The sequence below is a fragment of the Thioclava dalianensis genome, assembly GCF_000715505.1.
Lineage (GTDB): Bacteria > Pseudomonadota > Alphaproteobacteria > Rhodobacterales > Rhodobacteraceae > Thioclava > Thioclava dalianensis.
This window is the reverse complement of sequence record NZ_JHEH01000002.1, coordinates 61,179-77,409: the sequence shown is the minus strand read 5'-3', so window position 1 is coordinate 77,409 and position 16,231 is coordinate 61,179. Positions and strand designations below refer to the sequence as shown.

The 16,231-nt window shown below is 64.1% G+C and carries 18 protein-coding genes; 11 read left to right on the top strand and 7 right to left on the bottom strand.

Annotated features, from left to right (window positions below; genetic code table 11):
- Window positions 1-126 precede the first annotated feature (126 nt).
- Window positions 127-723: a hypothetical protein gene (locus tag DL1_RS02050; RefSeq protein ID WP_038061761.1), complete on the top strand. Its 597-nt coding sequence runs from the start codon at window positions 127-129 to the stop codon at window positions 721-723.
- Window positions 724-915: 192 nt separating this feature from the next.
- Window positions 916-2,025, top strand: coding sequence for a surface lipoprotein assembly modifier (locus tag DL1_RS02045; RefSeq protein ID WP_162178729.1), 1,110 nt, complete (start codon window positions 916-918; stop codon window positions 2,023-2,025).
- A 12-nt stretch (window positions 2,026-2,037) separates the two neighbouring features.
- Here the strand turns inward: DL1_RS02045 and DL1_RS02040 are convergent, their stop codons facing one another.
- Window positions 2,038-2,664, bottom strand: coding sequence for a LysE family translocator (locus DL1_RS02040; RefSeq protein ID WP_038061757.1), 627 nt, complete (start codon window positions 2,662-2,664; stop codon window positions 2,038-2,040).
- A 31-nt stretch (window positions 2,665-2,695) separates the two neighbouring features.
- On the bottom strand, window positions 2,696-4,297 hold the full coding sequence (locus DL1_RS02035) for a bifunctional helix-turn-helix transcriptional regulator/alpha/beta hydrolase (RefSeq protein WP_038061754.1): 1,602 nt from the start codon (window positions 4,295-4,297) through the stop codon (window positions 2,696-2,698).
- A 209-nt stretch (window positions 4,298-4,506) separates the two neighbouring features.
- Between DL1_RS02035 and DL1_RS20715 the strand changes: the two genes are divergently transcribed.
- Complete coding sequence (locus tag DL1_RS20715; protein ID WP_051693247.1) at window positions 4,507-5,043, top strand: helix-turn-helix transcriptional regulator; 537 nt, start codon at window positions 4,507-4,509, stop codon at window positions 5,041-5,043.
- Window positions 5,044-5,133: 90 nt separating this feature from the next.
- On the opposite strand, the gene DL1_RS02025 is transcribed toward DL1_RS20715, so the two are convergent.
- Window positions 5,134-6,093: an L-threonylcarbamoyladenylate synthase gene (locus DL1_RS02025; protein ID WP_038061752.1), complete on the bottom strand. Its 960-nt coding sequence runs from the start codon at window positions 6,091-6,093 to the stop codon at window positions 5,134-5,136.
- Window positions 6,094-6,209: 116 nt separating this feature from the next.
- Between DL1_RS02025 and DL1_RS02020 the strand changes: the two genes are divergently transcribed.
- From DL1_RS02020 to DL1_RS02000, 5 genes are all read left to right on the top strand, one after another.
- Window positions 6,210-7,901 carry an acyl-CoA dehydrogenase family protein gene (locus tag DL1_RS02020; protein WP_038061749.1) on the top strand — a complete coding sequence of 564 codons (1,692 nt, stop codon included), beginning with the start codon at window positions 6,210-6,212 and terminating at the stop codon, window positions 7,899-7,901.
- The gene (locus DL1_RS02015) at window positions 7,898-8,935 is read left to right on the top strand and encodes an MBL fold metallo-hydrolase (RefSeq protein WP_038061746.1); all 1,038 of its coding nucleotides are present in this window, start codon (window positions 7,898-7,900) and stop codon (window positions 8,933-8,935) included. The genes DL1_RS02020 and DL1_RS02015 overlap by 4 nt, the downstream gene beginning before the upstream one ends.
- Window positions 8,932-9,453 carry a DUF6173 family protein gene (locus tag DL1_RS02010; RefSeq protein WP_038061743.1) on the top strand — a complete coding sequence of 174 codons (522 nt, stop codon included), beginning with the start codon at window positions 8,932-8,934 and terminating at the stop codon, window positions 9,451-9,453. The genes DL1_RS02015 and DL1_RS02010 overlap by 4 nt, the downstream gene beginning before the upstream one ends.
- A gap of 77 nt (window positions 9,454-9,530) precedes the next feature.
- On the top strand, window positions 9,531-9,665 hold the full coding sequence (locus DL1_RS02005; RefSeq protein WP_038061740.1) for an aa3-type cytochrome c oxidase subunit IV: 135 nt from the start codon (window positions 9,531-9,533) through the stop codon (window positions 9,663-9,665).
- A 51-nt stretch (window positions 9,666-9,716) separates the two neighbouring features.
- Window positions 9,717-10,355, top strand: a complete 639-nt coding sequence (locus tag DL1_RS02000; RefSeq protein ID WP_245739544.1) for a hypothetical protein — start codon at window positions 9,717-9,719, stop codon at window positions 10,353-10,355.
- 64 nt (window positions 10,356-10,419) lie between these two features.
- Here DL1_RS02000 and DL1_RS01995 read toward each other — a convergent pair whose 3' ends face one another.
- Both DL1_RS01995 and DL1_RS01990 read right to left on the bottom strand, forming a co-directional pair.
- Complete coding sequence (locus DL1_RS01995; RefSeq protein WP_038061737.1) at window positions 10,420-10,752, bottom strand: AzlD domain-containing protein; 333 nt, start codon at window positions 10,750-10,752, stop codon at window positions 10,420-10,422.
- Window positions 10,749-11,471 carry an AzlC family ABC transporter permease gene (locus DL1_RS01990; RefSeq protein WP_038061734.1) on the bottom strand — a complete coding sequence of 241 codons (723 nt, stop codon included), beginning with the start codon at window positions 11,469-11,471 and terminating at the stop codon, window positions 10,749-10,751. The genes DL1_RS01995 and DL1_RS01990 overlap by 4 nt, the downstream gene beginning before the upstream one ends.
- Before the next feature lie 52 nt (window positions 11,472-11,523).
- On the opposite strand from DL1_RS01990, the gene mobA reads away from it, so the two are divergent.
- Together mobA and DL1_RS01980 are read left to right on the top strand one after the other, a co-directional pair.
- Window positions 11,524-12,141 carry a molybdenum cofactor guanylyltransferase MobA gene (mobA, locus tag DL1_RS01985; protein WP_051693246.1) on the top strand — a complete coding sequence of 206 codons (618 nt, stop codon included), beginning with the start codon at window positions 11,524-11,526 and terminating at the stop codon, window positions 12,139-12,141.
- Complete coding sequence (locus DL1_RS01980; protein ID WP_245739543.1) at window positions 12,138-12,737, top strand: GNAT family N-acetyltransferase; 600 nt, start codon at window positions 12,138-12,140, stop codon at window positions 12,735-12,737. The genes mobA and DL1_RS01980 overlap by 4 nt, the downstream gene beginning before the upstream one ends.
- Window positions 12,738-12,757: 20 nt before the next feature.
- Here the strand turns inward: DL1_RS01980 and DL1_RS01975 are convergent, their stop codons facing one another.
- On the bottom strand, window positions 12,758-13,810 hold the full coding sequence (locus tag DL1_RS01975; RefSeq protein ID WP_038061731.1) for a hypothetical protein: 1,053 nt from the start codon (window positions 13,808-13,810) through the stop codon (window positions 12,758-12,760).
- A gap of 25 nt (window positions 13,811-13,835) precedes the next feature.
- Window positions 13,836-14,306, bottom strand: coding sequence for a transcription elongation factor GreA (gene greA, locus DL1_RS01970; RefSeq protein ID WP_038061729.1), 471 nt, complete (start codon window positions 14,304-14,306; stop codon window positions 13,836-13,838).
- Window positions 14,307-14,549: 243 nt separating this feature from the next.
- Between greA and DL1_RS01965 the strand changes: the two genes are divergently transcribed.
- On the top strand, window positions 14,550-16,211 hold the full coding sequence (locus DL1_RS01965; RefSeq protein ID WP_038061726.1) for an electron transfer flavoprotein-ubiquinone oxidoreductase: 1,662 nt from the start codon (window positions 14,550-14,552) through the stop codon (window positions 16,209-16,211).
- Window positions 16,212-16,231: the final 20 nt, after the last annotated feature.

Genomic DNA, 16,231 nt, shown 5'->3' with positions numbered 1-16,231 from the left:
CGGTCTGTCGGGACAACCTATGATTTCCTCTAGATTGCGAGGCGCGCGCCCGGAAGTGTCAACTGCCTGTGATCGGTTCGTGAGCGCGGACCGACAGGATGCAGATCTACACAGCAGGGGAATCTCATGCGTTTCAAATTTCAGATGGTTGCGCTGGCCGCCAGTTTCGGGCTGGCCGCATGCAACGGCAGCGGCGGGTCGTCCGGCGCAACGGGGGGGGGATTGAGCGCCGCAGATGCGCGCGCGGTCGATACTGCCTATTCTGCATATGAAAGCCGTATCGACAATGGCGATCTGACGCCGACCTCGCCCAGCGGGCAGGCCAAGATGGCGGGCTATATGGGTATCGGGAATCTGGGAGATGACGGGGAACTCACCGCTCTGGGCGAGCTGAATATGGATGTCGATTTCGATGCGGGGACGACAACGGGCAAGGCGTCGAATTTTGCGCTTTACTCAGGGGACGAAATGACCCGCGAGGCCGGTGTCTCGGGCGCGCTCGACGTGGATGGAACGGTGAGCGGGTCGAGCCTTACGGCGCGTGCGACGGGCGCGGTGAGCGATGGCGAGTCGCCAGCGACCGTCGATGTCGGGTTGGACGGGACGTTCTATGACGACAATGGCACGACGCTGGTTCAGGGCGAGGTGGCCGGGACGGTGACCGATGACGACAGCGGGGATGTCACCAATGTCGATGGCGGGTTCTACGCCACGGAGAACTGAGGCGCTTTGCGCCTGAATGACGGGCCGGGGGCAGATGTCCCCGGCCTTTTCTCAGACAGTTCGGCGAGAGCAAACCCATTGCGCCTTTTGTGGATCAGATATCTTTGTGTCGCCATCTGCGTGCTGGTGGGGGCTGGGCATGCGCCGGTGGCGGGCGCGCAGGAGCGGTCCTCGGAGGCAAGATGGAGCGCCTTGGCCGCGCGGTTCGAGGCGCGCGGCAAGCCGCTCTCGGCGCTGGTGGTCTACGGCGCGCTGGCCCGGCGTGATCCGGGATCTCTCTCGGCGCAGCGCGGCTTGATGCGGATCTTTGAGCGGCTGGGGGATGTGCGCCGCAGCGAAGGTCTGTTGCGCTATGCGCTGGCGGTCGAGCCGCGCCATGAAGCCGCTCTTTTGACGGCATGGCAAGCGCTCGATCGGGCCCATCCGTTGCGGTTCTCGGGCTCTGTGGCGCTGTTGCCCAGCAGCAATGTCGAACATGTGGCCTCAGAGCGCTTTCTCGTCACCGATTTCGGCACCTTCCTGATCCAAGATGGCGGCGATGAGACGCCCGGGTTGGGGATTGGCGCCTCGCTCGCGGCGGATTGGGTGATACATCCGCGCCCGGGCCATCGATTTCGTCTGCGCGCGGGGCTTGCCGGGGCGTGGTTCGATGTGGCGCGTCTGCGCTATGCCGAGCCCTCGCTCTCGCTTCGCTACGCGCATCTGGGCGGGCGCGCGCCTTGGGCGCTTGATGCGTATTTGCGCAAACGCGCCTATGATGGGGAACCCGGCGATGTGACGTCGGATGTGCTCACGCGCGGGCTGCATTTTGCCAAGACCTGGCGGGTGGGGCGCGGCGATTGGGTGAGTGTTCAGGCGCGGGGAGAGTATCAGGGATATCGCGAAAAACCCTATTTGTCAGGGCCGCGCTACGCCTTGGATCTGGACCGCCAGCACCCGCTGGGTGCGCAAGGCCGGGTGAGCTACGGCCTGCATCTGGAGCGCGGGCTGCCGCGCCGCGACTACCACCGCTATACCGCGCTTGGTGCGCGGCTTGGCTATGAACGCGCGCTCTTGAAGGGGCTGCGCGGCGGGCTGAACCTTGGTCTGGAGCAGCGCCTCTATGACGCGCCGTTTCCGGTGGTGGGCAAGCATCGCCGCGATCAGAGCATCAGCCTGGGCGTCTCCGTCGCGCTGAGCAATATGCGGGTGTTTGGGCAGGTGCCGAAACTGGGATGCACGGCGCGGCGCACCTATTCGAATGTCGCGCTCTACAGCACGAAGACGGTGGATTGCGCCTTGTCGCTCAAGCTCGATTTCTGAGAGATCATCGGCTCAGGCGCGGCGCAGCGTCGCGGTTGCGATCCCCATCGCCACAAGCGCGCTACCGCCCAACCGGGTGAGCAACGGCAAAGCCGAGGGACGTGTCATCTTCTCGCGCAGCCGATCCGCGAGCAGCGCGTAGGCCAGTGCATTGATTGCGGCAAAGCCCACGAAAGTAGCGATAAGCAGCCCGAATTGCGGCATCAATGCCGCGTGCGGCGTGACGAACTGGGGCACGAAGGCGATGAAGAAAACGATGGATTTAGGGTTCAGCGCCGTGACCGCCGTCGCATGGGTAAAGACCTTGCGCGCCGAAGTCCGAGGCGCGTCTTGCAACGCGCCCAGTGATGCCTCCGGAGCGCTGCGAAACAGCTTGATGCCAAGATAGACGAGATAGACCGCGCCGATCCATTTGAGCACGACAAACAGCTTGGCCGAGGCGAGAACCAAAGCACCAAGCCCGGCCAGAGAGGCAGACATCGCGATCAAATCGCCCAAAGCCACCCCCGCGACCGTCGCCAAAGCGACCCGGCGCCCTTGGCTGATCGCATAGCTCAGGACCAAAATCACGGTCGGACCGGGAATGAGAAGCAAAGCGATTGAGGCCGAGGCAAAGCCGAGCCAAGTATGCAATTCCATGTCAAACCCTTCCGAAATCTGTCTTTTGACATCACGCTAGGGGAGGGTGATTGGCCTTGCAAGCCTCGGGCAAATTGACGGCATGGGCGGCGAAAGCCTCGAAGTGCTGGCTCAGGACGAAATGCCCGGCATTTTCGAGGCGCAGAAAATCGGCCTTGGGCAGCGTCTCTGCCAGCGTCTCGATTGCCGAAAACGGGCTGATCGTGTCCTGCGCGCCATGCAAGAATGTCACCGCGCAATCGAGCCCCTGCAGATCGGTGAGCCAGTTGCGTTGCAGGTTGCGCATCTCCTCCATCGAGCTATGCGTCGCCACATTCGCGATCAAACGCAGCCAGTCGAAAAACAGGGGCTGAGCAAAGAGCGTATCGAGCGTCGCGAGATCAGGGGGCGATTGCCGGTAGAGATGACGCAGTCCCCTGCGCGCAAGCATCGGTACCCGGGCGAGTGCGTTATAGACCCGCGCCATGCCCGACGTGACGCGCTCGTCGCGCCGCAGCCGGTCGGACATTTCGGCGTAAATCGTAGGCCGGTGATCGGGCGTGAGGGTCTGCACCGGCTGCGGCGTGGCGCTCAGCATCAGATGCGCGACCATATCCGGATTGTGCCGTGCGAAATGCACAGCCCAAGACACCCCCGCGCTATCGCCCAGACAGATCAGGGGCGCGTCGGTCAGATAGTCCATCGTCTCCGCCAGCGCGCGGGTGAGATGCACCATGCGCTGATCTGCATCATGCGGGGCCTCGGTGCTCAGAAAATGGCGCGGCACGACCAGCCAGCGCAATCCGTGCGCGCGCAGCACCTCGATCATGTCCTCGCGAAAGAGGATTGGCGAGAGCATGTTGTGGAAATAAAGGATTGGCTGCCCGCCTCTGGCGCCAAACTCCCAGATCGGCACTTCGAGCCCCTCGCCAATCGCGATCGTGTTGATCACGACATCGCGCCCGTATTGGCGTTTCACAAGGGCGGCTTCCTCGCGTCGCGATCCCTTGGGCAGCAGATCGTCGAGCAGATGCGCGGTGATCTCGAGCGCCAATTTGCGCAGCAGGCTGGTCTGGCTTTCGGCCCCGAATTTATCGAGCACAAGCTGCACCTGCTTGCGCTTGGTGTCATAGGAGGCGCCCAGTTCGGCGGCGGCGTCTTTCAGCGTGTGGCCGCTTAGCAGCCAAGCGAGAAGCAGATACTCGCTGCGCGACAGCCGGGTGCCGGGCAGCTCCGTCCGGCACAGGCTGGTGATCTCTTCAGGGCCGATGCGCACTGCGATGAAGGACAGATGCGCGGGGGCGTCGGCCCAGCGCTCGATCCGGTCATAGAGGAAGAACAAGGTCTCCTCCTGCACGACGAAGGCGCAGCCCCCCGCCGAGTCCTGAGGCATCAGCATCATCGCCGGAAAGCGGCTGTCCTCGGTCTCGATGAAAGGCTCAACCTGCCGCGCGCCGCTGCGGTCATAGAGATTGGTCGGATGGGCGCAATGCGCGAAGTGGCGGTGAAAAAAGCGCTCGCTGGCCGTGTCGCGCTCGGACCGGCTGAGAAGGTCCTCCTCTCGCGGCAGGCGCTTTACCTGATCGGCGGGAAGGACCGAGACCAAGGTGTCGAGGAAATGGGAGTCTGGCTGTGCGCGGGCGGGCCGGTTCATAATCTCATGTCGATTGTTATGCTGAAAACAATAGCCAATCTTGCTGCTCGCGCAAGTTTTGCGGGACGACATGTGGATACCTCGCGCCCAACAGCGCTGCGCCGGGGTGTTTTGTGCATTTGACCCCCCAATAGGGGGGCGCTGCGGGGGGCGGCAGCGGTCTAGCCTTTTCCAACAGAGCTGATGTCAGCGAGAGTTTGGAAAAGCGCATGACCTTTGATCCTATGCCCCCCGCCGCCGAACCGGCACTGACCTGGCTCGATGTCGGGCCCGACGGGCGCATCATGTCGCGCGATCCCGCGATTGCGCATCTGATCGCGGGGCCGGTCGAGCGGGGAGATGTCTTTGCGCTTTCGCCCGAGGCGGCCTATCGCCATGCGCTTGATGCCGCGAACTGCGCGGTCGATCCGCGCCCCACGGTGCTGCATCCGGCCGGGGCGAAAGCCGCCTGTGTCCGGCAGGTGAATGTCTTGCCGCTGGAGCCCGGGCGCATTCGGCTTGTGTTCTTCGTTGATTGCCCAGATCCGGCGCGGTGCAGCGAAACCTGCCCGAAGCTGACCCCGAGAGAGACCTCGGTGCTCAATCTGCTGGCAGCGGGTCTGCGGCGGGACCGGATCGCGTTTGAGCTCAATATCTCCATGCCGACAGTGGATATGCATGCGCGCAACCTGCGCCAGAAGCTCGAAGCGCTCACGACGCCCGAGGCAGTTGCCTGCGCGGCGCGGCTTGGTCTGATCCGGCTTTAGCGCGAGAAGGGGGGCGCGGCCCCCACCTGTCAAAACGGGTGTTTTGACAGCCCCCGGAGGTATTTTTGCCAAGATGAAAGGGGGGGCGTTTTAGCTGCGGGGGGCGGCGGCGCGGCGCAGCCGGTCGTTGATGGCAGCGCCCAGCCCGTGATCGGGGATCGGGGCGAAGGCGATCGTGGCAAGGCCCTGCGCCTGCGCCAGCGCATCGGCCGCGCGCAGGGTGGAAAAGAGATTTGCGGCCCCTTCGATCAGATCGCCCGAGGGGGAGAGCGACAGATCGCCTGCGGGTCCGGGGCCGAAGCTTATGAATATCTCGCCCGGTTGGCGCGCTGCCGCCCCGAGGCGGACCCCGGCGCCGGGGGCGTAATGTGAGCTGAGCTGGCCTGGCGCATTGGGGCTTTGGGCATTTCCACCCTGTGGCAGAGTTGCGCCGAGTGCGCCCGCGAGCGCTTCGGCAGGCACGCCACCGGGGCGCAGCAGGCGCGGCGGATCGAGCGAGATAATTGTCGATTCCAGCCCCACCGCGCAGGCCCCGCCATCAATCACCGCCGCGATCTTGCCCGACAGCCCATCGAGCACATGGCGCGCCGTGGTCGGGCTGATTTTGCCCGAGGGGTTGGCGGAGGGGGCCGCTAACGGCCCGCCAAAGGCCCGGAGTATGGCGCGCGCGACCGGATGGGCGGGCAGGCGGATCGCCACCGTGTCATGACCTGCGCTCACCAGCTCGGATATGCCTGCATCGGGGCGCAGCGGCAGCACCAGCGTCAGCGGCCCCGGCCAGAAGGCCTGCGCCAGATCGCGCGCGGCGGGCGAGACCTCCGCGATCTGCTCGGCCAATTCGAGATCGGCCACATGCACGATCAGCGGGTTGAACTGCGGGCGCCCTTTGGCGGCAAAAATCGCCGCGACCGCGTGGTCACTGCGCGCATCCCCGGCCAGCCCGTAGACCGTCTCGGTGGGAATCGCCACAAGCGCGCCCTGCGCGAGCAGCCGCGCGGCCTTGGCAAAACCGCCGACATCGGCGGGCAGGATCTCGGTCGGGTCTGACATGGCGGATCGTGACGCAGCGTTGAGGTTGAAGGCGAGGTGAGCCGTAGTAGGGTAGATTGACCCGTCACGACATAGACGCAGGCCGGGCTTTTGCCAAGCCGCCCCGGAGGAGACCTATGACCTATCGCGCGCCCGTATCCGATATCCGCTTCATCTTTGATCATGTCGTCCCGCTTGCACCGGTCGCCGAGACGGAGCTGTTTTCCGAGGCCACGCCTGATATGATCGAGGCGATCCTGACCGAAGGCGGCAAGCTTTGCGACGAGGTGATCGCGCCGACCAACCGGGCGGGCGATCTGACGCCCTCGGTTCTTGAGAACGGCGTGCTGCGCTCGGCGCCCGGTTTCAAGGAGGCGTTTGGCGCATTGGCCGAAGGCGGGTGGGTCGGGATCGCCGCATCTCCGGAGTTCGGCGGGATGGGGCTGCCGCAGGCGCTCAATGTCGGGTTCAACGATATGCTGTCGGGCGCCAATCTTGCGCTGCAACTCTGCCCGCTGCTCACCCAAGGCCAGATCGAGGCGCTGGAGCATCATGCCAGCGGCGCCATCAAGGCGCTCTATCTCCCCAAGCTGATCTCGGGCGAATGGTCGGGCACGATGAACCTGACCGAACCGCAGGCGGGCTCGGATGTGGGGGCGTTGCGCACCAAGGCCACCCCCAATGATGACGGCACCTATGCGATTACCGGTCAGAAGATCTACATCACCTGGGGCGATAGCGACATGGTGGAGAATGTCTGCCATCTCGTGTTGGCGCGGCTGCCCGATGCCGCCCCCGGCACCAAGGGGATCAGCCTCTTCATGGTGCCGAAATTCCTCCCCGACGAAAGCGGCAAGCCCGGTGTGGCCAATGCACTCAAGGTGGTCTCGCTTGAGCATAAGCTGGGGATCCACGGCTCGCCCACCTGCGTCATGAGCTATGAGGGCGCGACCGGTTGGCTTGTGGGCGGTGAGAACAAGGGCATGGCCGCGATGTTCACGATGATGAACAACGCCCGTCTCAACGTGGGCGCGCAGGGCATTGGCGTGGCGGAGGCGGCCTATCAGCAGGCGCTTTCCTATGCGCGCGACCGGGTGCAATTCGCCCCGATCATCGAGCATGCGGATGTGCGCCGGATGCTGGCCGAGATGAAGGCCGAAATTTTTGCTGCACGCGCGATTGCGCTGGCCTGCGGCGTGGCCATTGATCTGGGGCGCGCCACCGGCAAGGAGAGCTGGAGCGCGCGGGCCGCCCTTCTGACTCCGATTGCCAAGGCTTACGGCACCGATATGGGCATCCGGGTCGCAAGCACCGGGGTGCAGATCCATGGCGGCATGGGCTATGTCGAGGAGACGGGGGCGGCGCAATTCCTGCGCGATGTCCGCATCACCACGATCTATGAGGGCACAAACGGCATTCAGGCGATGGATCTTGTCGGGCGCAAGATGATGGATGACGGCGCGGCCGCCTTCCGGCTGTTGCAGGAGATCGAGGACGAGGCGCAGGCCGCCCGCGGCGATTTTCCGGTGCTCGCCGAGGATGTCTGGCACGCAGCCGAGGCGCTGCGTGAGCATACCGAATGGATGATCGGGCAGGGGATGCAGGACCGCTTTGCCGGGGCCGTGCCCTATCTGGACGCGTTTGCGCGGGTGCTGGGCGGTCACTTCCACCTGCGCGCGGCCAAGGCCTGCGGGCGCGACAGCCCGCGCGGGCATCTCGCGGCTGTCTATATCCGCCGATTGATGCCGCTTTACGCCGCCGCTCTGGCCGAGGCCAAGGAAGGTGCGGAGGGGCTCTATGCGCTCAGCGTCGAAGATCTCGAAGCATGAACGCGCAAAGCAACGGCATTCGTTACCCGTGGGCAGAGCCGCCGGAGCCCGGCGGGCTGCGCGAATTGGCCCCCGGTGTGCATTGGCTGCGCTTGCCGCTGCCGATGGTGCTCAATCACGTCAATTGCTACGTGCTCGATGATGGCGATGGCTGGACGGTGGTCGATCCGGGGATGGACACGCCGAAGGCGCGCGATCTGGTGCAGGCAGCGCTTGATGGGCCGCTTGCGGGCAAACCCGTGCGGCGCGTGCTGATCACCCATTATCACCCCGATCATATCGGGCTTGCGGGCTGGTTTCAGGCGCGCGGGGCGGAGCTGGTGACCACCCGAACCTCATGGCTGCTCGCGCGGATGCTGGTGCTTGATCGTCAAGAGAGACCCGCGCCCGAGACGCTCGCCTATTACCGGCAGGCGGGCATGGATCCCGATCTGCTGGCGCGGCGCGCGCAAGAGCGGCCCTTCAACTTTGCCGATTGCGTCCATCCGCTGCCGCTGGGCTTCACCCGGATCGTCGAGGGCGATGTGATCCGGATCGGCGGGCGCGACTGGGATGTGCGGATGGGCGATGGCCATGCGCCCGAACATGCGACGCTCTGGTCGCGCAGCGATGATCTGGTGCTGGGCGGCGATCAGCTTTTGCCCTCGATATCGGCCAATCTGGGCGTCTATTCGACCGAGATCGAGGCCGATCCGCTGGCTGAATGGCTGCAGTCCTGCGCGCGCTTCAGCGAGATCGCGGAGGCGCGCCATCTGGTCTTGCCCGGCCACAAGCTGCCCTTCACCGGGTTGCCACTGCGGCTGCGTCAGATGATCGAGAACCACGAAGGTGCGCTCAATCGGTTGCGCGCGCATCTCGAGACGCCGCGCGTGGCTTGCGATTGCTTTGCGCCCCTGTTCAAGCGTCAGATCGATGAGACCACCTACGGGCTGGCCTTGGTCGAGGCGATGGCCCATCTCAACCATTTGTGGCACAAGGGAGAGGTCACACGGGTGCTGCGCGATGACGGCGTCTGGGAATGGAGCCTTGCATGACCGAGATCGAGACCACCGCCGAAGCCCTTGAAAACGCGGCGATGACGCGCGCTCGCGCAGTTCATACCGATGCCACAGCCCCGCGCACCTGCGAGTTCGAGCCGCTTCCCGAAGAGCTGGCGCGCACCCGGTCCGAGGATAAGAGCCCCGCGCAATGGGCCTATGAGCGGCTGCTGCTTTATGTTCAGAATTTCGAGCAGCAATTGCGCGAAGATGAGGAAGTCGCGCTGGGCCTGACGGGCGGCGAGGCCGGTGTGCTCAAGATCGAGGGAATCGGCTATTTCGCGCCCGACATCCTGACCTTCTACGGCACCAATACCGGCGGGGCTCGAACCCAGTTGATCCAACATGTCGGCAAGCTCGATGTGATGCTCGTGGCCCAGCCCAAAGCGCAGGAGACAGAGCCCGCGCGGCGCATCGGCTTTCATCTCGCGCGTGCGCTGGAGGAATCGGCCTCCGAGCCTGCGCCCGCAGATCCTCAACCCGCGGATCCCGCTTCTACAAAGCCCCAAGAATAGCGGTAACATCCGCGTGACAGGGCGGCGGCTCTGGGCTAGGTTCGGCCCGGGAGTTCGCATGAGATGGGAGATTTTCAATGGCAGAGTACAAACCGGGCGAGATGGATATCCGTGCCCAAGAGAGAACATTCGCAGGATTTACGCGCTTCGTGACGATTTCGGTCGTTGTGATTATCTGCTTTCTGGTGTTTCTCGCTCTGGTAGGGGGCTGACGCGCACGGCGCAGCCTAAGGCACACACCAGAAAAAAGGGAGATCGGGCTGATGTTGATGCGCCTGCTTCTCGTCTGCCTGATGCTGCCGCTGGCTTTGGCTGGCTGCGGGGCGGATCATATTTACGCATCCGATGCGCAAATCGCGAAATATCGCTATGTTTCGGATGAACCGCCCTCGATGACACTGTTCACCGTGATCGGCGTAACCAGTGGCGCGGGCGGCCATTCGGCGCTGATGATCAATGGGCGCGAGCGGATCATCTTTGATCCCGCGGGCACTTGGAACCACCCTTGGGCACCTGAGCGCAACGATGTGCATTATGGCATCACCGAGAAGATGCGGAAATTCTACATCGACTACCACAGCCGCAAAAGCTGGTATGTGCGCACCCAGAAAGTGCCGATCACGATGGCTCAGGCCGATCAGCTGATGGCGCGGGTCGAAAGCAACGGCTCGGTCGGAAAGATGCTTTGCGCCGATTCCGTCTCTTCGGTGCTGCGCGACATGCCGTGGCTCAAGGGCAAGTTCTCCTTCACATTCTCGCCGCTCAAGCTGTCGCGCCAGTTCGGCGAACTGCCCGGCGTGGTGACCAAGGAGATCCACGACAACGATCCAGACGACAATTCGGGGGTGCTGATGATCCAGCAACCCAAACCCAAACAGGTCACGCCGATGGGCGGGTACTGAGACCAAAAAAGGGGCGCCTCGGGCGCCCCTTTTCATAGGTTGAGATCTGCGCGGGGCGGACGCTTTAGCCCAAAAGCCACAGCCCGAGATAGAGCGTTGCAAGCCCGCTCACGATCGCCCAGAGCGTGTTGCGCGTCAGCACACCTGCCGTAAGGGCTGCGCCTGCGGCTAGCAGCCGCGCCGGATCGGGGGTGCCGCCCGTCGCCGCAGGCCAGAGCACCAGCGGCGCCACCAGCCCCGGCATCACCGCAACCAGCGTGTAGCGCAGATAGCGCAGGGCCCAAGCCGGCAATTGCCGGTCCCCCAGAAAGCCCATGAAGGAATAGCGCAGCAGGAAGCTCCCCAGCCCCAGCGCTGCGATGATCGCCCAGATCAAGCCATTGGAATAACCGCTCATCCCCGCACCGCCTTTCTGCGCTCGGTCCAGATTTCGACCTGTGCGCCCACCACCATTGCCGCGAGCGCTGCGATCATCAGCCCCACACCTGCGGGCAGAAATGCAAGCAGCAAGGCCCCCACGACCGAGGTGATCGCGGCTGCCACATGTGCCAGCGTGCGCAGCGCAGGCCCGATCATCGCGAGAAATGTAATCGGCACGGCGAAATCAAGCGCGAATTCCGGCGGGATCTGCGCGCCCACCAATGCGCCGGTCAGCGTCGCGAGATACCACAGCGGACAGATCGGCGAACAGGCTCCTGCGTAATAGGCCAGTTTTTGGCCCAAACTCATCTGAGGCCGGGCCTCATATTCGGTGATCGAGAGCGCATAGGACTGATCGACCATGAAATACGCCACGAGAGCCTTTTGCCACGCGGGGGCCTTGCCCAGATGCGGCGTCAGCGCCGCCGAATACATCGCCATGCGCAGATTGACCGAGAGCGAGGCCGCGAGGATCAGCAAAACCGGGGCGTGGTCTCCCATCAGCTGCAGGGCGGTGAACTGGGCCGCGCCCGCGATCACCAGCACTGAAAACCCCATCACATGGGCCAGATCGAGCCCCGCCTTGGTGGCCGCCACGCCAAACAGCAAGCCGAAGGGGACGATGACCAGCAGGAACGGGACGCCGTGGCGAAACCCGCGCCAATAAAGGGCCGTGAGGGATAAGGGCTCGGACATCCCGCTTGTCTCCTTGCATTTCTTTTGGAACAGATAGGGAAACGCGCAGAGAATGGCAAAGCGTGTGATTGTATCGGAGGCAATCGGGGCGGTGGCAGAGGTGATTTTCGGTTTGATCCTTGCCGGTGGCCAAGGAGTGCGCATGGGCGGGGTCGACAAGGCCCAGCTTGCGCTTGCAGGTCGCCGTCTCATTGATCATGTCAGCACGCGGCTTGGGCCGCAGGTGGCGCGGCTTGCGATCTCGGCCAATGGTGATCCGGCGCGGTTCCCGGGGCGCACCGTGCTGCCCGATGATCCCGCGCATCGGGAGGCCGGCCCGCTGGCCGGGCTGATCGCGGGGTTGGGCTGGGCCGAGGCTCAGGGCGCGGATGCCTTGGTCTGTGCCCCGGTCGATGTGCCGTTCTTGCCGCGCGATCTGGTTGCGCGGTTGGCGGGCGCGGGGCCTGCAATGGCCCGCTCGCAGGGGCGCGCCCATCCCAGCGTGCTGTATCTGCCCGTGGCCACGCGCGCGCGGATCGCGGAGCTCTTCGCGCAGGGCGAGCGCCGCTTGCGCGCCGCCGCCCCCGATGCGCGGATACTCGATTTTGCCGGGCTCCCCGATCCGTTCACCAATCTCAATACGCCCGACGATCTAATACGCGCCGAGGCGCTTTTGCGAGATACGTCGTGAAGGCCGTGCGCGAGGGGATCACCTTGCATCACGGCTTGATCAGCACCGAGCACAAAGCGGCGGCGGCGCTGTACTGGCAGGCCTTCGGCGGCAAGCTGGGCCGGGTCATGGGGCCCGAGCCGCTGGCGCTCAATTTCGTCGAGAGGGTGATTGCGCCGGGTTTTGCATTGGGTGCGCGCGACCGTTTCGGCGCGCTGGTCGGTGTGATCGGGTTTCGGACGCAGCACGGCTCTTTCGTGGGCGGCGGCTGGCCGGATTTGCGCGCCTGCTATGGCCCGGTCGGCGGCGCGTGGCGCGCGGGCTGCCTGCGTCTTCTGGCGCATGATCTGCCGCCGGGCACGATGATGGTCGACGGGATCGCGGTGCATCGCGATGCGCGCGGGCAGGGCGTGGGCACGGCTCTGATCGAAGAGCTGTCGCGTCTGGCCCAGAGCCTCGGCTACCGCGCGCTCTGCCTTGAGGTGGTGGACGAAAACCTGCGCGCCCGTGCGCTCTATGAGCGGCTGGGATTTGAGCCCATCGGCGTGCGCCGCTCCATGCTCACAAGGATGGCCTTCACCTTCCACGGGGTGCATATCCTGAACCGCGCGCTCTAGCGCAAGCGCCGCGAGAGGGCTTAGTCGAAGCTGCCGGTCACACGGCCCAGCAGCATGAAAGCGCGCGCGGTGCGGGTCTCGACGAGCCCTGCAATATCCTGATCGCTGGCGTTCTTCTCGAATTCGCTGAAGGTGCGGTCGAACTGGCGCAGGAAATGATGTGCGGCATCGCGAAAGATCGTATCGCCACGCATCCGGCCCGCCGTCAGGGCCAGCGACGAGCGATCGCGAATCCCGCCCAGACTGGCGATCTCGCGCCCACGCTCGCCCTTGGCAAAACGGCGCCACAGCTCGGGGCGGGCGCGGTCCGGCGCCAGATCGTCCATGTAGATCCCGTCCTGCGCCATCAGGTTGAGCACATCTTGCGAGGCATGCAGAAGTTTCGCCGTGGCGCGATCATCGAGCGCGCGGCGCAGGGCGCGGAACCCCTCGCGATCATCGGCGGTGTCGGGAAAGTTCATCGCCCGGATGAAATCGCTCACTGAAATCGGCGCACGCAGCTCTTCGGCGGGGGTGCCAAGCGCGAGCATCGGCTCGGCCTCGTCACTCTTGCGCACGGGCGGGGCGACGAGTGCGGCCTTGCGATCCGCCGATGGCTGGCTTGCCTGCGCATCCCGGCGTGAGGCAAATGTGGCGATTGTGGTTTCGGTCTGGCGCGCGACGGCGGCGATCTCGTCGAGCTTTTTCTCCATCGACTGATCCGTGCGCAGCGCCTGCTGATTGAGCCACGCCATCCGCATCGCTTCGATCGATTGCTTGAGCGCCTGCGCCTCGGCACGCATCTCGCGGGTGTTGCGCGCGGTGATCGCGGCCACCCAGATCATCGTGATCGGCAGCGCCATGGCCACGACAAGGCTGACCGTATTGAACAGCGACAGCGCGCCAGCAGCACCGGGCGCGAAAAACCAAAAGCCCACGACGAAGACGAGCCACAGCAGCGAGAGCGCCAGCGCAACCCACTCGACGAAGCCCGGCCCGCGCATCGCAGGGGCATCGGGCGTCCGCGTGCCTGCGCTATGCGGCCCGCCCGGAGGGGCAGGGGAAAAGCTGGTCCGATCCGAGGGCGTGGCCATTGAGGGCTCCGGCTAGTGAGGGCGGTCAGGCGAACTTGACCGTGAGGATTTCGTAGCTGCGCGTGCCGCCGGGGGTACGTACATCGACCGTATCCCCTTCTTCCTTGCCGATCAGCGACCGGGCGAGGGGGGATTTCAGGTTCAACTTGCCCTTTTCGAGATCCGCTTCGGGCTCACCCACGATCTGGTAGGTCTTTTCTTCGTCCGTGTCTTCATCAACGATGGTCACGGTCGCGCCAAACTTGACGCCGCCCGAAAACTTGCTCGGGTCGATCACCTCGGCACGGCCCAAGATCCCTTCAAGTTCCTTGATCCGCCCCTCGATGAAGCCCTGCTTCTCGCGTGCGGAATGATACTCGGCATTCTCCGAGAGATCGCCCAGCTCACGCGCCTCCGCAATCGCCGCGATGATCGCAGGACGCTCCTGAGACTTCAGTTTTTTCAATTCTTGACTAAGCGCGTCATGCCCGGCGCGCGTCAAAGGCACTTTTTCCATGGAAGGCTCCTGAACTCGGAGAAAACTCCAATTCAGGGCATCTAAATCTTTTCTGCCCCCCAGAAGTCAAGCCTTCCGCCCTAATTTCGTCAAAAGCAGTGTGAAACGAGGGGGCGGGCGCGTGCAGATATGCCTCCATCGGCGAAACAATGTTGCGCGGCATCGCGGCGTAACAATTGCCTCCTTGCGCAGCTTGCGCTACGTCAGACGTTGAACCTGTAGCGAGCAGCCAGAGGATGAAATATGGCCGAAGTCACGCGCGAGTCGATGGAATATGATGTTGTGATCGTGGGCGCAGGGCCTGCGGGTCTGTCGGCTGCGATCCGACTCAAGCAGATCGACCCCGAACTTGAGGTGGTCGTGCTTGAGAAGGGCTCCGAGGTGGGAGCGCATATCCTGTCGGGTGCCGTGCTCGACACGAAGGGGCTCGATGCGCTGATCCCTGATTGGAAAGACCGCGGTGCGCCGATCAAGGTGCCGGTGAAAAAAGACAATTTCTATGTTCTGGGCGAGGCCGGGGCGTTGCGCGTGCCGAACTGGCCGATGCCGCCCCTGATGAACAATCACGGCAATTACATCGTCTCGATGGGCAATGTCTGCCGCTGGATGGCCGAGCAGGCCGAAGAGATGGGTGTCGAGGTCTTCCCCGGCATGGCGGCCTCGGAGATCGTCTGGGACAAGGATGCGAACGGTCAAGACCGTGTTGCGGGCGTCGTGGCGGGTGAATTCGGGCGCAACTCCGATGGCACCGAAGGGCCGGGCTATGAGCCGGGCATGGAGCTACGCGGCAAATACGTGATGCTCGGCGAGGGCGTGCGCGGCTCGCTGGCCAAGGTCATCATGGAGAAGTTCAACCTCTCGGACGGCCATTGCCCGCAGAAATTCGGCCTCGGCATGAAAGAGATCTGGGAGATCGACCCGGCCAAGCATCGCGAGGGCACCGTGACCCACACGATGGGCTGGCCGCTGGGCAAGAATGCGGGCGGCGGGTCGTTCATCTACCATCTCGAGAACAATCAGGTCTATGTGGGCTTCGTGGTGCATCTCAACTACCAGAACCCGCATCTCTACCCCTATATGGAATTCCAGCGCTTCAAGCATCATCCGATGGTGGCCGAGCTGCTGGAGGGCGGCAAACGCGTCGCCTACGGTGCGCGCGCGATCTCGGAGGGCGGCTGGCAGTCGATCCCGAAGGTCACAGCGCCCGGCGCGGTCCTGTTGGGTTGCTCGGCGGGGCTGGTGAACGTGCCGCGCATCAAAGGTAACCACAACGCGATGCTGTCAGGCATTGCGGCAGCGGAGGCTGCGGCTGCGGCGATCAAGGCGGGCCGCGCGGGCGATGATCTCGTGGAATACGAAGAGGATCTGCGCTCGGGTCCGATCGCGGAAGACCTCAAGAAGGTGCGCAACGTCAAGCCGATGTGGTCGAAATGGGGGCTCTTGCCGTCGCTGGTCTTTGGCGGCCTCGATATGTGGACCAATGATCTCTTCGGCTTCTCGCTCTTTGGCACGCTCAAGCATGGCAAATCGGATGCGGCCGCCACCGGTGAGGCCGCGAAGTTCAAGCCGATCGACTACCCCAAGCCCGATGGCAAGCTGAGCTTCGACCGGCTGACCAATGTGAGCTTTTCCAACACCAATCACGAGGAAAGCCAGCCCTGCCACCTGCATCTCAAGGATCCTTCGGTCCCGATCTCGGTCAACCTGCCGAAATTCGACGAGCCCGCGCAGCGCTACTGCCCGGCAGGTGTCTATGAGGTGATTGGAGAGGGGGCTGACGCCAAGTTCCAGATCAACTTCCAGAACTGCGTGCATTGCAAGACCTGCGACATCAAGGATCCCAGTCAGAACATCAACTGGACTACGCCGCAGGGCGGGGACGGTCCGAACTATCCCAATATGTAAGCGGCGCATTTCGCGGGCTT

Bases quoted from the DNA above. Each gene is read 5' to 3' on its own strand.
- DL1_RS01990 (WP_038061734.1), bottom strand. From the start codon at position 11,471: ATGTCCGAGCCCTTATCCCTCACGGCCCTTTATTGGCGCGGGTTTCGC.
- DL1_RS02010 (WP_038061743.1), top strand. From the start codon at position 8,932: ATGACCGAGATCGAGACCACCGCCGAAGCCCTTGAAAACGCGGCGATG.
- mobA (WP_051693246.1), top strand. From the start codon at position 11,524: ATGGCAAAGCGTGTGATTGTATCGGAGGCAATCGGGGCGGTGGCAGAG.
- DL1_RS02015 (WP_038061746.1), top strand. From the start codon at position 7,898: ATGAACGCGCAAAGCAACGGCATTCGTTACCCGTGGGCAGAGCCGCCG.
- DL1_RS02040 (WP_038061757.1), bottom strand. From the start codon at position 2,664: ATGGAATTGCATACTTGGCTCGGCTTTGCCTCGGCCTCAATCGCTTTG.
- greA (WP_038061729.1), bottom strand. From the start codon at position 14,306: ATGGAAAAAGTGCCTTTGACGCGCGCCGGGCATGACGCGCTTAGTCAA.
- DL1_RS01995 (WP_038061737.1), bottom strand. From the start codon at position 10,752: ATGAGCGGTTATTCCAATGGCTTGATCTGGGCGATCATCGCAGCGCTG.
- DL1_RS02020 (WP_038061749.1), top strand. From the start codon at position 6,210: ATGACCTATCGCGCGCCCGTATCCGATATCCGCTTCATCTTTGATCAT.
- DL1_RS01965 (WP_038061726.1), top strand. From the start codon at position 14,550: ATGGCCGAAGTCACGCGCGAGTCGATGGAATATGATGTTGTGATCGTG.
- DL1_RS01975 (WP_038061731.1), bottom strand. From the start codon at position 13,810: ATGGCCACGCCCTCGGATCGGACCAGCTTTTCCCCTGCCCCTCCGGGC.
- DL1_RS02050 (WP_038061761.1), top strand. From the start codon at position 127: ATGCGTTTCAAATTTCAGATGGTTGCGCTGGCCGCCAGTTTCGGGCTG.
- DL1_RS02005 (WP_038061740.1), top strand. From the start codon at position 9,531: ATGGCAGAGTACAAACCGGGCGAGATGGATATCCGTGCCCAAGAGAGA.
- DL1_RS20715 (WP_051693247.1), top strand. From the start codon at position 4,507: ATGACCTTTGATCCTATGCCCCCCGCCGCCGAACCGGCACTGACCTGG.
- DL1_RS02000 (WP_245739544.1), top strand. From the start codon at position 9,717: ATGTTGATGCGCCTGCTTCTCGTCTGCCTGATGCTGCCGCTGGCTTTG.
- DL1_RS02035 (WP_038061754.1), bottom strand. From the start codon at position 4,297: ATGAACCGGCCCGCCCGCGCACAGCCAGACTCCCATTTCCTCGACACC.
- DL1_RS02025 (WP_038061752.1), bottom strand. From the start codon at position 6,093: ATGTCAGACCCGACCGAGATCCTGCCCGCCGATGTCGGCGGTTTTGCC.